General features: G+C 64.1%; 13 protein-coding genes. 7 read left to right on the top strand and 6 right to left on the bottom strand.

Features of this window, described 5'->3' with window-relative positions:
* Nucleotides 1–325: 325 nt before the first annotated feature.
* From ACVWVY_RS15155 to ACVWVY_RS15145, 3 genes are all read right to left on the bottom strand, one after another.
* Nucleotides 326–634 carry a hypothetical protein gene (locus ACVWVY_RS15155; protein ID WP_456627110.1) on the bottom strand — a complete coding sequence of 103 codons (309 nt, stop codon included), beginning with the start codon at nucleotides 632–634 and terminating at the stop codon, nucleotides 326–328.
* 321 nt (nucleotides 635–955) lie between these two features.
* Nucleotides 956–2,614, bottom strand: coding sequence for a hypothetical protein (locus ACVWVY_RS15150; RefSeq protein WP_456627109.1), 1,659 nt, complete (start codon nucleotides 2,612–2,614; stop codon nucleotides 956–958).
* A 51-nt stretch (nucleotides 2,615–2,665) separates the two neighbouring features.
* The gene (locus ACVWVY_RS15145) at nucleotides 2,666–3,958 is read right to left on the bottom strand and encodes an adenylosuccinate synthase (protein ID WP_456627108.1); all 1,293 of its coding nucleotides are present in this window, start codon (nucleotides 3,956–3,958) and stop codon (nucleotides 2,666–2,668) included.
* A gap of 279 nt (nucleotides 3,959–4,237) precedes the next feature.
* Between ACVWVY_RS15145 and ybaK the strand changes: the two genes are divergently transcribed.
* On the top strand, nucleotides 4,238–4,711 hold the full coding sequence (gene ybaK / locus ACVWVY_RS15140; protein ID WP_456627107.1) for a Cys-tRNA(Pro) deacylase: 474 nt from the start codon (nucleotides 4,238–4,240) through the stop codon (nucleotides 4,709–4,711).
* Nucleotides 4,712–4,734: 23 nt separating this feature from the next.
* Here the strand turns inward: ybaK and ACVWVY_RS15135 are convergent, their stop codons facing one another.
* Nucleotides 4,735–4,911 carry a hypothetical protein gene (locus tag ACVWVY_RS15135; protein WP_456627106.1) on the bottom strand — a complete coding sequence of 59 codons (177 nt, stop codon included), beginning with the start codon at nucleotides 4,909–4,911 and terminating at the stop codon, nucleotides 4,735–4,737.
* 378 nt (nucleotides 4,912–5,289) lie between these two features.
* Here ACVWVY_RS15135 and ACVWVY_RS15130 point away from each other — a divergent pair, with 378 nt between their 5' ends.
* From ACVWVY_RS15130 to ACVWVY_RS15120, 3 genes are all read left to right on the top strand, one after another.
* A complete protein-coding gene (locus ACVWVY_RS15130) occupies nucleotides 5,290–6,216 on the top strand; it encodes a DMT family transporter (RefSeq protein ID WP_456627105.1) in 927 nt (308 codons plus the stop codon).
* Between the two features lie 51 nt (nucleotides 6,217–6,267).
* A complete protein-coding gene (locus ACVWVY_RS15125) occupies nucleotides 6,268–7,131 on the top strand; it encodes an MlaD family protein (RefSeq protein WP_456627104.1) in 864 nt (287 codons plus the stop codon).
* Between the two features lie 98 nt (nucleotides 7,132–7,229).
* The gene (locus ACVWVY_RS15120; protein WP_456632216.1) at nucleotides 7,230–8,384 is read left to right on the top strand and encodes an alpha-hydroxy acid oxidase; all 1,155 of its coding nucleotides are present in this window, start codon (nucleotides 7,230–7,232) and stop codon (nucleotides 8,382–8,384) included.
* A gap of 156 nt (nucleotides 8,385–8,540) precedes the next feature.
* Here the strand turns inward: ACVWVY_RS15120 and ACVWVY_RS15115 are convergent, their stop codons facing one another.
* Entirely contained in the window at nucleotides 8,541–8,942 is a 402-nt protein-coding gene (locus tag ACVWVY_RS15115; RefSeq protein ID WP_456627103.1) for a DUF1330 domain-containing protein, read from the bottom strand.
* A gap of 93 nt (nucleotides 8,943–9,035) precedes the next feature.
* Between ACVWVY_RS15115 and ACVWVY_RS15110 the strand changes: the two genes are divergently transcribed.
* From ACVWVY_RS15110 to ACVWVY_RS15100, 3 genes are all read left to right on the top strand, one after another.
* Nucleotides 9,036–9,974, top strand: coding sequence for a DMT family transporter (locus ACVWVY_RS15110; protein WP_456627102.1), 939 nt, complete (start codon nucleotides 9,036–9,038; stop codon nucleotides 9,972–9,974).
* A gap of 101 nt (nucleotides 9,975–10,075) precedes the next feature.
* The gene (locus ACVWVY_RS15105) at nucleotides 10,076–11,053 is read left to right on the top strand and encodes a Bug family tripartite tricarboxylate transporter substrate binding protein (protein ID WP_456627101.1); all 978 of its coding nucleotides are present in this window, start codon (nucleotides 10,076–10,078) and stop codon (nucleotides 11,051–11,053) included.
* Nucleotides 11,054–11,569: 516 nt separating this feature from the next.
* Nucleotides 11,570–11,752, top strand: a complete 183-nt coding sequence (locus ACVWVY_RS15100) for a hypothetical protein (protein ID WP_456627100.1) — start codon at nucleotides 11,570–11,572, stop codon at nucleotides 11,750–11,752.
* A 123-nt stretch (nucleotides 11,753–11,875) separates the two neighbouring features.
* Here the strand turns inward: ACVWVY_RS15100 and ACVWVY_RS15095 are convergent, their stop codons facing one another.
* Nucleotides 11,876–13,561: a methyl-accepting chemotaxis protein gene (locus ACVWVY_RS15095; protein WP_456627099.1), complete on the bottom strand. Its 1,686-nt coding sequence runs from the start codon at nucleotides 13,559–13,561 to the stop codon at nucleotides 11,876–11,878.
* Between the last annotated feature and the right edge of the window lie 82 nt (nucleotides 13,562–13,643).

Raw genomic sequence — 13,643 nt, 5'->3', positions numbered from 1 at the left:
CCGCCTCCGAAAGGCCGTAGGGATCGCAGGGGTCGGGGAAGCCGCGCCATAGCGCCTGGGGTAGCGGCCGCGCAGGACGTTACGGGGCGGGAAGGACGCGTTGCTCGCCCACGCCGCAACCGCGCCGGCGAACGCGATGTTCGGCGGGCGGGCTGTTCGATCGCGGTCGAGGACGAAAGACGCAGAGACCCGCATCTGTTGCTTCTTCGGATCCGTCGAGCTTGTAGAAGCGCAGCGTCAAAATCGAGTTGTAGCGCATCTGCGCTTCGCTCGACGTGGCCTGCACGCAACAGTCCAGGAAGTGTTGACGCGAGCCATTGCAGCTTCACAGCATTGGCGCATAATTCGCAGCGGGGCGGCGCAGCACTTTTGATTCGAACATCGGCAGAAATCGAGCAACCACACCGGGTGACTCCCGTGTGATGGATGACGTGTGCGGCAGCGCAAGCCGCGTGCAGCGCCCCCAGTGAATAGCGGCCAGCACCGTGCGCGCAACCTTGGGGAACGCATCAATGACTTTCCATCGCACCAGCAAAGTAGCCCTTCTTTTTGCCTTGGCGGCGGCGGCGCTTTCCGCACGCCCGGCCCCTGCCTTCTCGTCGGAAGCGCAGCAGATGTGCACCGGCGACGCCATGCGGTTATGCAGCCATGAAATCCCCAACGTTCAGAGAATCACCGCCTGCATGGTCCGGAACCGCGCGCAGGTCAGTCCGGGCTGCCGCGCCGTGATGGACCGCGACCACGCCGCGCGGAGGCGAGCCACCGCCGCCGCCGAGTGACGGCTGCTTCGCTTGAAGGCGAACGGCTTCAGCAGAGCTAGCGTATAATGCTGAGGCCGTCGTCTTGCCGGACTCGGTCGCTATCCGCGCAGCGATCAATTTAGCTAGCGACTCCTGGCTCAGTAGAGATCCGCTGAGGCTTGAGCGCGGATCTGCGGCGCTCCAGCTGTTCGCCCCTACTCCCCCCAGGTCGCAAACGCGTCGTTGAACGCGCGTTCGCCGGGGGCGCCCTTTTCGATCGCGATGATGGCGCGGCGCTGGTTGACATAGACCAAGGGCACGTCGAACCAGGAACGCTCCTTCAGGAGCTGCAGATTGCGGGCGCGGTCGGAATCGACGTTGGAGAGGCCGACTAGGAAGAAGCCGTCGGTGACCTTGACGGCGAGGCCGGCCAGCGGCGTGCCGCGCGCCTGCTCATTGGACTTCATCAAAATGCCCGGCACGTTGCCGACACCGCCGCCGGAGAAATCCGGCGGCAGGATGAAGGTCAATTCCGCGGTGTGGCTCGCCGGCAGCGAGGAGTCGGTGTTGCGGCGGAACGACATCGTCATCTTGAACTTGCGGTCGGGAATCTCGATGTCGGCGCGCACGGCGATGTCAGGCTTCTGGTTGCCGCTCGCCTTGATCGGTTCGGTGCGCCAGATCACCGAGCCGACATATTGCTTGCCCTTGGGATCGGACGGGTCCTCGTCATACAGCACGACGCGCTGGGCCACGGGCGCGACGTTCTCGCTCGACGACGGCTGGCCGACACGATCGGGGATCTTCGGGCGCGACTGCGGCGCGTTGGGATCCTTCGGCGCCTCCGCCACGGGGGAGGATTTGAACAGGCCGGCCACGGCCGTGACCGCCGACCTGCCCCACAGGATGCCGGCGCCGACCAGAATGAGCGCGATGCCGACCGCAATCGCGCTCTTGAACGGAAACACCGTGCCTGTCCGGGCGCTCTGATTTTTCGGCTCGCGGTCGCGATCCTGCGACAGCCGCGAGCGCTCACGCGAGGGCGGCTGCGGCGACGGCGGCTGCGGCGCGTAGCGGTCGGCTTCCTCCAGCGATTCGTCATACGAATAGGGCGCGTCGGGATCGGCGCCGCGGTTTTCCATGCTCGGCTCGAGCCGGTCGAATTCCGGCGAGGGCGACGGCACGTTGGCATAGGTTTTTCGCGCGGCACGGTTGGCCTGGGCTGCGGCGCGGCCAAGATCGTCGGCGTCGGCGGCGATGTCGCGGAAGCCGCGCATGCCAGGCGCCGGCGGTGGCGGTGGCGGTGGCGGCGGGAGGCCGTTTTCGGGGCCGCGGCGAGGGGGGCTGCCGCCGCGCTCGCGGGGCGGCGGCGGTGGCGGCAGGACGGCATCCTGCATCGGAACCTGCGGCGGCTGCGGGCGCGGCGCGCCGGGCGGCGGCGCATCGGCGCGCAGATTGCGCGGCGGACGCTGTTCATCCTGGCCAAGTGGCGGACGCGCCTCGCGCGAGGGGGGTGGAGTAGGCGGACGGGGTCGCTGCGCGCCGGGCGGCGCGCCCGGAGGGCCTGCGGATTCCGGCGGCCGGGCATTGGCGCGGCGGAAAGCGTCGCCGCCGCGCGGGGGACCGCTGCCGCCGCCGGGCCGCGAGGCCTCACGGGCGCGCTGGGCGGCTTCGGATTCGACCTTGCGCACGGCTTCTTCCAGCGACAGCCGCTCGCGGGTGATTTCTGATTCGGAAAGCGGCGGCTGAACGCTGCGCAACTGCGCGATCAGCGCGGTGCGGGCCCGCTCATAGAGCGCACGGCGGCTCTCGCCTGGAGCATTGGGGTCCAGGCCGGCGATAGCGCGTGCGATGAGCGGGTAATAATCAGCCATTTTTCATCAATACTGCAGCTCTATTTTTGAAGTCTTGGCGGTAGCATCTCGTTAAGCCTCGAACGGGTTCTGTACCAGAATAGTATCCTCGCGTTCGGGGCTGGTGGAAAGCAATGCAATCGGACAACCCACGAGTTCCTCGACCCGACGCACATATTTGATCGCCTGGGCCGGCAGGTCCGCCCAGGAACGGGCGTTGGCCGTCGGCTCCTTCCAGCCCTCGATCGTCTCATAAATAGGCACCACCCGGGCCTGGGCGCCCTCGCCCGCCGGCAGATGGTCGATTTCCTTGCCGTCCAGCATGTAGCCGGTGCAGACCTCGATGGTGTCGAAGCCGTCGAGAATGTCGAGTTTCGTCAGTGCGAGCCCGGTGATGCCGCAGGTGCGGACGGTCTGGCGCACCAGCACCGCATCGAACCAGCCGCAGCGGCGCTTGCGCCCGGTGTTGACGCCGAACTCCTTGCCGCGGCGGCCGATCTCCTCGCCGATCTCGTTGTTGAGTTCGGTCGGGAACGGGCCCTGGCCCACGCGGGTCGTATAGGCCTTGCAGATGCCGAGCACATAGCCGACCGCGCCGGGGCCCATGCCGGTGCCGGTCGCCGCCTGCGCCGCCACCGTGTTGGACGAGGTGACGTAGGGATAGGTGCCGTGATCCACATCCAGCAGTGCGCCTTGCGCGCCCTCGAACAGAATGCGCTTGCCCTCGCGGCGTTTGATGTCGAGCAGCCGCCACACCGTCTCGGTGTAGGGCAGCAGTTTTGGCGCCAGCGCGGTGAGCTCCTTGAGGATGCCGCCGCCGTCGATCTCCTCCAGATTGAGCCCGCGGCGCAGCGCGTTGTGATGCGCCAGCAGACGGTCGATCTTGTGCGGCAGCGTGTCGAGGTCGGCCAGGTCCATCAGGCGGATGGCGCGGCGGCCGACCTTGTCTTCATAGGCCGGCCCGATGCCGCGGCGGGTGGTGCCGATCGCCGTTGCCGAATTAGAGGATTCGCGCAGCGCGTCGAGCTCGCGGTGCAGCGGCAGGATCAGCGTGACGTTCTCGGCGACCCGCAAGTTTTCCGGGCTGATGGCGACGCCCTGGCCCTTCAGTTTTGCAACCTCGTCGAGGAAGGCCTGCGGATCGAACACCACGCCGTTGCCGATCACGGCCAGCTTCGAGGGCCGCAGCACGCCGGAGGGCAGCAGCGCCAGCTTGTAGGTCTCGCCATTGATGACGAGCGTATGGCCGGCATTGTGACCGCCCTGGAAGCGCACGACGATATCCGCCTGCTCCGACAACCAGTCGACGATCTTGCCCTTCCCCTCGTCGCCCCATTGGGCGCCGACGACGACAACATTGGCCATTTCTAAGGTGTTCCCTGCAAATCTGGTGGTCCCAGCATGACCTTTCCGGAAAACCGGTCTCCACTTTTCCGGGTCATGCGATAGCTTGCCCAGCCAAAATCACGGCCGGGGCCGTTCGCATGCGAGGCAGCCCCACCGGATAAAGGAAGCGGGTGCTCTAGGCAAGCAAGAAGGCGGTTTTAGGGGGGTCTTAGAACCGATCCAACCCATTGATATCCCCGTAAAATTCCTGACCGCCGGGCGAGAGACCCATTAACATCTGGCAATGACGGAAAGGCGATGTCGAAAATCACCCGTGCAACGCAGGCGCTGGAAAAGCTTGGGGTGAAATTCACCCTGCATGCCTACGACTACGATCCGGATGCGGCGAGCATCGGGCTGCAGGCGGCGGAAGCGCTCGGCATTGAGCCTGCGCGCGTGCTCAAGACGCTGATGGCCGAGGTCGACGGCAAGCCGGTCTGCGCCGTGGTGCCGTCGGACTGCGAGGTCAGCATGAAAAAGCTTGCGGGCGCCTTCGGGGCCAAGGCGGCGAAGATGATGCGGCCGGCGGATGCCGAACGGCTGACCGGATACCGTGTCGGCGGCATCTCGCCGTTCGGGCAGAAGAAGCGCGTGCCGGTCGCGATCGAGGAAGCCGCGCTCGGCCATGCAAGCGTGTTCCTCAATGGCGGTCAGCGCGGCTTGCAGGTCGAACTCGACCCCAACGACGCCGTGAAGGCTGCGGGCGCGATCGCGCGCGCACTCGTGGCGTGAGGGGCCTTCGCGTCGGCTGGGCCCTACCTGGTGAGTTTTGGCTGCGTCTGCGCCCATAGCATCGCCTCGATGATGGCCTTGCGCAGTTTCGGGCGCTGCTCCTCATCGCATTCGATGAACGCCAATATGGAATTGGCGCGAACGGCAAACTGGTGACGTGTTTCGGCTTCGGCTTCTTCGGCCGACCCTGGCTTGTTCAAAGGAATGACCCATCATCTCTAGAAATTCGACCTCACGGCCAAAGGGGCTGCCGAAAACGAAGCCGCCTGCAATCCCGTGGTCCCAACGATCGAACGCCGATACTGAAAATAACCCGGAAAAACCTCATGCAACCCCGAAAACAAACAAAGGTTGGATTGCATGAATCAATCGTCCGTTGATTGCATATTCGCCCGCCCGCTGGCAACCCCAAACAACAGACAAGGAACAAACAAAGGCAGGCTGCATGGTCGCGATGCGTCCCGCGCCATTGATGAGGGCCGCAAATCCGTGTCTGTGGCGGGGGCCGGGCTACATTCCGGCCCGGCGACGTCGGCCGGGCGGGCCGCGGCGCCATGAATTGGGGCCTTATCCTTAAAATGACGGCTACCGAACAGACTTCCTCCGCCCGATCCGGGAACTGGCTCGCCCACCAGCCTTATCTGCTGCTCAGCATCACCGCGCTGTGCTGGGCCGGCAACGCCATCGTAGGAAGGATGGCCGCCGGCCACATCGCGCCGGTGACGCTTTCGTTTCTGCGCTGGTCGCTCGCATTCCTGATCATCCTGCCGTTCGCCTGGCGGCATCTGGTCCGCGACTGGGGCGCGATCCGCAGCCGGCTCGGCATCATGATCGTACTCTCGATCACCGGCATCGGCGCCTTCAACACCCTGCAATACTGGGCGCTCGAGCACACCCAGGCGCTGAATACGCTGTTGCTGCAGTCGGCGGCGCCGCTGGTGGTCGCGGTGTGGTCTTTGGCCCTGCTCGGGGTGCGGCTGACGCTGGCGCAGGCCGCGGGCGTCCTGCTTTCGATGGCCGGCGTGCTGGTCATCCTGATGCATGGCGACCTCACCAAGCTTTCGAACATCGAGTTTAACCGGGGTGATCTGATCTTCATCGTGGCCCTGGTGATCTTCGGACTGTATTCGGTGCTGTCGCTGAAGCGCCCTGACATTCACGCCTTGTCCTTTGTCGCCTTCACCTTTGGCGCCGGCGCGGCCTGCCTGATCCCGCTGATTATCTGGGAATTGTTCACGCGGCCGCTGATGCAGATCGACACTGCGAATTTGCTGACGCTGTTCTACGTCGCGCTGTTTCCCTCCACGCTCGCCTATCTCTGCTTCAATCGCGGCGTGCATCTGATCGGCGCAAACCGCGCCGCGCCGTTCTTCCACGTGGTGCCAGTGTTCGGAACCGTCATGTCGATCGCCTTCCTCGGCGAGCACCCGCAGGCGTTCCAATTCATCGGCTTTGCGCTGGTGCTGACCGGGGTGTTCGTGGCGTCGCGAAAGGCCTCTGCGTAGCGTCCCCTCTCCCCGCTCTTCGCGGGGCGAGGTTAAGGAAGCCGCGGTGACTTGGCCCGGCAAATCCGCTATCTGTTGCGCCTGCTTCACAGGGTTTCAATGAGAGCGCGCGCCAGCAACGTAATGATCGGCACCCTGACCCTGGCCTTGATCGCCGGGTCGCTTGGTGCGTTCCTCGGCTATCAGAAACTCGCCGGCATCAAGCAGAAGGTGCCGTTCCGCGTGATCTTCGAAGGCTCGGCGTCCGGCCTGCGCAAGGGCGGCAGCGTGAATTTCGCCGGCATCCGGGTCGGCGAAGTGGTGTCGCTCAAACTCGACCATCCGCGCCGCGTCGTGGCGCTGGCCATGATCGACGGCAACACGCCGGTGAGAAGCGACACGCAGGTCGGCCTCGAATTTCAGGGTCTGACGGGCATTGCCGCGATCTCCTTCACCGGCGGATCGGACGAAGCGCCGCCGCCGCCAAAGGGCCCGGACGGCATTCCCGAGCTGACCGCCGATCCGGACGGGACGCTCAACACCCAGGAAAAGATCCGCGCGGCGCTGCGCAACGTAGACAGGGTGATTGCCGACAATGAGGTGGCGATCAAGGATACGCTGCTAAATTTCGAGACGTTTACGGCCTCGCTATCCGGTGACGGCGAGAAGATCGCCAGCATCATCTCGACCGCCGAAAACGGCGTCAACGCCGTCGACGACGCGCTGTCCAAGACCAAGGACTTCCTCGGCAGCCTCGCCAGCGACAAATATGGTGGCGAATTGCTGCCGACCGTGATCTCGATGCGCGAGCTGATCGAAAGTTTCGACAAGAAATCCGGGCGGATGATCGCCGAGACGCGAAAAATGCTCAGCGACGTTAGCGAGTCCGTCAACAAGGCCGGCCAGAAATTTGGCGGGCCCGCCCCCCGGCGTTAGCGCCGCTCCGCACCAACCCAAAAAATGGAACGCCCGTGCTCGACAAATCCGCCGCTGTGACCGCGCCGCCCACGACCGTGACCCGCACCGAGAGCAAGGTGCCGCGCTCTTTGCAAAAATATCTCGCGCTCGACGATTTCGAGCCGGTGGCGCGGCGGCGGATTCCGAAATTCCTCTACGGCTACATCTCCGGCGGCGCCGAGACCGACGCCGCGATGCGCGACAACCGCAAGGCCTTCGACGAATACGGCTTTGTGCCGCGCGTGCTCAACGACGTCTCCGGCCGCGACCAGACCACCACGCTGTTCGGCAAGACCTACGCCTCGCCGTTCGGGATTCCGCCGATGGGCTCTTCGGCGCTCGCCGCCTATCGTGGCGACATCGTGCTGACGAAGGCTGCGAAGGCCGAGAACGTGCCGATGATTCTCAGCGCTTCGTCGCTGATCACGCTGGAGGATGTGCGCGCCGCCAATCAGGCCGCGTGGTATCAGGCCTATCTCGCCGGCCTGCCGGAGCGGATCGAACCGCTGGTCGATCGCGTGGCGGCGGCCGGCTACGACACCTTCGTCGTCACCGCCGACGTGCCGGTGCCGCCCAATCGCGAGAACAACATCCGCAACGGTTTTCAGGTGCCGCTCGCAATCACGCCGCGCGTGTTCTGGGACACGGTCACCCATCCGCACTGGCTGTTCGGCACCTGGGCGCGCACCGTGATGAATTTCGGCATGCCGCATTTCGAGAACATGGATGCCAAACGCGGCCCGCCGGTGCTGGCGAAAAACCTGATGCGCAATATCGGCCACCGCGACCAACTCGCCTGGAAGCATGTCGAACTGATCCGCAAACGCTGGAAGGGCAAGCTCGTCGTCAAGGGACTGGTCTCGCCGGCGGATGCGCGCATGGCGCGCGAGAGCGGCGTCGATGGCGTGATGCTGTCCAACCATGGCGGCCGCCAGCTCGATTACACGATGTCGGGCCTGCGCACGCTGCCGGAGATCGCGGCCGAAGCAAAGGGCATGACGATCATGGTCGATGGCGGCATCCGCCGCGGCACCGACGTGATCAAGGCGCTCGCGCTCGGCGCGCATTTCGTCTGGGTCGGCCGTCCCTTCCTCTATGCCGCGATCGCCGGCGGCGAAGCCGGCGTGCAGCGCGCGATTACGCTGCTCAAGGCCGAGATCGACCGCGATCTGGCGCTGCTTGGTATTCGCTCGATCAGCGAGATCACGCCGGACCTGGTGAGGAAGTTTTGAGGCACTACGTTCTCAGCGAGTAAACTGTCGTCACCCGCGAAAGCGGGTGATCCAGTATTCCAGAGACCTGAGCTGGAGCCGAGAAGCCGCGGCGTACTGGATGCCCCGCTTTCGCGGAGCATGACAGAGGTGGATGTTGATCCTGCGCGCTCCAGCTCATCCGACCTTGAACTTGCTGTACGCTTCCCTCGTCGCGATGATGAGGTGCTCGGCGCAGCCGTTGGTGCGGTGCGGATCGCAGCGCTGCTCGTAGTCTTCAGACGTCATCATGTCGATGAAGGCGGCCACATCGGGATAATACACCAGGGCCAGATAATCCCATTGATTGCCGTCCTGCCGCCCAAGCGCGACCGCCTTGGCGTCGCCGGTCCATAGCAGCGTGCCGCCGCGGGCCTTGATCATCGGCACCGTGAGCGCGCTGTAGCGCAAGTAAGCGTCCCATCCGGATCCGTCGCCGTCGAGCGAACGCTCGCGAAACCGCATCAGGTTCACCATCACCACCGGCGCCAATGGATCGAGCTCCTGCAGGCCTTTCACGTTCAGCAAATCCACACCCATCGACGTACCTCGCGACAATCCTGGGACATTGTAGCATTGCATGCATGGGACTTGTCGCGCGACGGAAAATCCGGCCCTATCCCGACTCGCGACATGACCCAGCCCGCACCAGCGCCGCCTGCCCTCGATCCGATCCGGTGGTTGAACAACCAGCCTTATTTGCTGCTAACCCTGACCTCGCTGTTCTGGGCCGGCAACATCGTGCTGGCGCGCCATGTCGCCGGCCACGTGCCGCCCCTGACGCTGTCCTGCGTCCGCTGGATCGCCACCTTTCTGATCCTGCTGCCCTTTGCCTGGCCGCATTTGAAGCAGGACTGGCCGGTGCTGCGCGCGCATCTGCCGATGATGCTGTTTCTGTCGTTCGTCGGGTTCGCCTACAACAATGCAATCTCCTACTGGGCTCTGCAATATACCGAGGCGCTGAACGCGCTGTTGATCCAGTCGTCGGGACCGCTGTTTGTCGCGCTGTGGTCGCTGGCGCTGTTCGGCATCCGCCTCACGGGCGCGCAACTCGCCGGCATCACGATTTCGCTCGCGGGCGTCCTGACCATCATCCTGCGCGGCGATTTTGGCGCGCTCGCCAGCATCAGCTTCAACCGCGGCGACCTGATGTTTGCGAGCTCCCTGGTGTCGTTCGCACTGTATTCGGCGCTGATCCCGCGCCGCCCGGTGACGCACGCGCTGTCGCTGATTTCATTCACCACCTGCTGCGGCGCGCTGATGCTGGTGCCGTTCGCGATCTGGGAATATTCGACCGGCGCGACGCTGAAGTTCGACTTCATCTCGATGGCGACGCTGGGCTATGCCGTGATCTTTCCCTCTACGCTGGCCTATCTGTTCTTCAACCGCGGGCTGGCGCTGATTGGGCCCAATCGTGCTGCGCCGTTCTTCCATCTGGTGCCGGTGTTCGGCTCGGCGATGGCGATCCTGCTGCTCGGCGAGCAATTGCGGCTATTTCATCTGGTGGGCTATGCGCTGGTGCTGGCCGGCGTGGTGATCGCCTCCCGGCGGGCCTCGGCCAAGAAGGCTTGAGCCCGCCTGCGGCGTGGCATCTTACCGGCTTCCCCTTTCAATCCCGGCAGGCTAGCTTGCCGACCAATCCGACATAAAAAAACAACCGAGGAAACAACTACATGTTCGTGTTATGGAAACGGTACCGGCACGCCGCCGCAGTGGCTCCCTTGATGCTGGCGATGATCGCCACGGCTTCTGCGCAGGCACCCTACCCGAACCGCAACATCACGCTGGTGCTGCCATTCGCCGCCGGCAGCGGCACCGACACCACGACGCGCCTGATCGGGAAAGAACTCGGTGTCGCGCTCGGCGTCAGCACGGTGATCGACAACAAGGCGGGCGCCAACGGCTCGATCGCGGCGAGCTATGTCGCCCGCTCCGCGCCCGACGGCTACACGCTGTTCGTGACGACCAATACGACGCATTCGGCAAATCCATATCTGCTGAAGAACATGAGCTACGATCCGGTCAAGGATTTCACCCCAATTGCGCGGACCGGCGACCTGCCCTTCATGCTGGTGATCCATCCGGACATCCCGGCGAATTCGGTGGCCGAACTGATTGCGCTGGCCAAGAAGGAGCCGGGCAAATACTCCTACGCCAGCGGCAGTTCCTCCGCGATCGTGTCGGGCGCAACCTTCGCCCGTCTCGCCGGGATAGATCTGCTTCACGTCCCCTACAAGAGCTCGCCGCCGGCTTTGACCGACGTGATCGCCGGCCGCGTCTCGATGATGTTCATCGACGTTCCGACTGGCCTGCCCCATGTCAACGCCAAGGCGCTGAAGGCGCTGGCGGTCACGACAAAGAAGCCTTCGGCCTTGTTGCCGCAATTGCCCACCATGGACGCCACGGTGAAAGGTTTCGACATCACCTCGTGGCAGGGCTATCTCGGGCCGGCCAACATGCCCAAGGAAATCGTCGTCAAGCTGAATGCGGAAATCCGCAAGATCATCGAGCGGCCGGATATCAAGAGCCAGCTCGCCGAGCGCGGCATGGAAGCATTCTCAGGCACGCCGGAAGAGTTCGACGCCTTCCTGAAAGAGCAGCTGGTGCTCTGGGAGAAGTTGATCGCGGATGCCGGGATCGAGAAGCAGTAAAGGAAGCTGGCCTGGCGCCGCCAGCGAGGCCGTTATCGTCCGCCTTGTGCGCAACTGCGCCCTGGAGCGGACGATAACATACCCTGCACCTGTTGGAGTTGATCGCTAACGGCGGGGCGCACCGTTAGCCGGAAGTCCTCTTCTTTGATTTTGTGAACCCGAATCGGCTGCCTTCTTCTTCTGCGCTCTCCGCTTTTTTGTTGCGGTCTCCAGTGACCTCAGCGGCTGCAGATTCGTGTTGAGGACGTTCTTTAGCAAAGTCTCGAGACGGTCCTGATACTCGCGTTCGCTAATACGATCTTTGTACTTCATCGCCTCATTCCATTCCCGTTACGCAACGCACTTCGCGACGATCATCCGCTCCGAGAGAAGGCCGCACGGTCCCGTTGGGATTGGCGAAAACACGGAAGCCTTGCGGGTCATAGCACTCACGGGTTGGAGGATCGGTGCGCAGGCAATCAGCCGGCGCTGCTTGTCAAAATTACCGTCCGGTTCAAACCTGCAAAGCAAGGTTAGATGCACGATTTGCGACAGCGTCGCTGCCCGATCATCAGGCCGATGCTGCGCTGCCCAGAGTTCGCCGATGTTCGCGAATCTTCTTTGGCCGCATTGTCAATCGGGGTGAAAAATTACCGCAAAAAAATAAAATCTATCGCGAAGTCAGTTCGTTGGATTGTGGAAGAGATTCGTGTTGCCTGATTGCCCCTGTGAATAGCACTCGTAGGCTGGGCAAAGCGAAGCGTGCCCACCATTCTCACCATGACTCGTCGATGGATGGTGGGCACGCTGCGCTTTGCCCACCCTACGGGTTACCGCTTCTGCTTACGCCGCGCGCACCTTGCCCAGGAATTCGTCGACCGCGCTGCGCAGCATGCCGGACTGGGTGTCGAGTTCGCGGGCGTTCGCCAACACCTCGGACGCCGCCTGGCCGGTCGCCGCCGCCGCCGTGGTGACACCGCCGATATGGGTGGAGATCTCGTTCGATCCGGCGGCCACCGACTGAATGTTGCGGGCGATCTCGCGGGTGGCGCCGCCCTGCTGCTCGACGGCGGTTGAGATCGAAACCGTGATCTCGCTCATCTGCGAGATGGTTTCCGTGATGCCGCCGATCGAGGCCACGGCTTCGCTGGTCGAAGCCTGCATGGCCGCGACCTGCGACGAGATTTCCTCGGTCGCCTTCGCGGTCTGGTTGGCGAGCGCCTTCACTTCCGACGCCACGACCGCAAAACCGCGGCCGGAATCGCCGGCGCGCGCCGCCTCGATGGTGGCGTTGAGCGCCAGCAAATTGGTTTGAGCTGCGATCGAGTGGATCAGCTTGACCACTTCGCCGATCTTCTCGGCGCCGGTCGAGAGCGCGCCGACGGTGGCGTTGGTGCGTTCGGCGTCGCTGACCGCCTTGCTGGCGATCTCGCTGGAGCGCGCCACCTGACGGGAAATCTCGGTCACCGAGCTGGAGAGCTCTTCGGCGGCGGAGGCCACCGTGCCGACATTGTCGGACGAACGCTGCGACGCCGCGCCGACGGTCGCAGCCCGCGCGCTGGCGTCGCTGGCGGTCGCCGTCATGGACTGCGCGGTGGTCTGCATGCCGGCGGCCGCCGTCGACACCGTGCGGACGATGCCGGTCACGCTGCGTTCGAAGTCGCTGGCGATGCTTTCCATCGCCGCCCGCCGTTCGGCCTCGGCGCGAGCCTGCACCTCGGCTTCCTTCTGTTCAAGCCCGCGGATACGAACCGCGTTGTCCTTGAAGATCTGGACGGTCGCGGCCATCGCGCCGATCTCGTCGCCGCGGCCGATGCCGGGAATTTCGCCGTCCAGCCTGCCCTCGGCCAGGTCCTGCATGCGGGTGCCGAGCTGGCTGAGCGGCTTCGATATGCTGCGGCCGATCGTCCAGGCGATGCTGCCTGCAACCAGCCCGATGCCGAGAATGGCGAGCCCGAGCACGGCCGCGATCGGCTTCATCTTGGTGTCGAGATCATCGAGATAGGCGCCGGTGCCGACGAACATGTTCCAGCCGGGAATCGGAACCGCGTAGGAGAATTTGCGGATCAGCGCTTCGTCGCCGGGTTTGCGGAATTCGTAGCGCAGCATGATTTCGCCGTTGGCGGCGATGCCGTCGCGCAGTTCACGCACGAGTTTTCTGCCGCCCGTGTCGATGTCCATGCGGTTCTGGCCGATCTGACCGGGAACCGGCGCCAGCACGGCGACGCCATCCATCGTGTAGGCGAACACGTAGCCGTTGCCCTTGTCGAAGGTCAGCGTGTTGCCGCGCTTGCTGAATTCGGCAATCGCCGCTTCCTTCGTTATCTGGCCGGCCTCGACCTGCTTCTGCAAGCCCAGCGCCATGTTGCGCGCCATGTCGACGATCGCCCTGGTCTGCTCGATCCGCGCATTCAGCATCTCACGCTGCATCAGATACCCCGCAAGTAGCCCTGCGACGCAGAGGCCGAGCAGGGTCACTCCCAACAGAATGCCGAGCTTGGGGGTGATCTTGAGATTGGTGAGCTTCACGGGGATCTCCGGAAATAGACGCCTGGCACGCGATTGGCCGATTGATTTGCCGCACAATATCGTGAGACCCTTTAGCGCTTTG

Source organism: Bradyrhizobium sp. URHC0002 (genome assembly GCF_054059515.1).
Note: the sequence above shows the minus strand (reverse complement) of the source record. Positions and strands in the feature narration are given on the sequence as shown.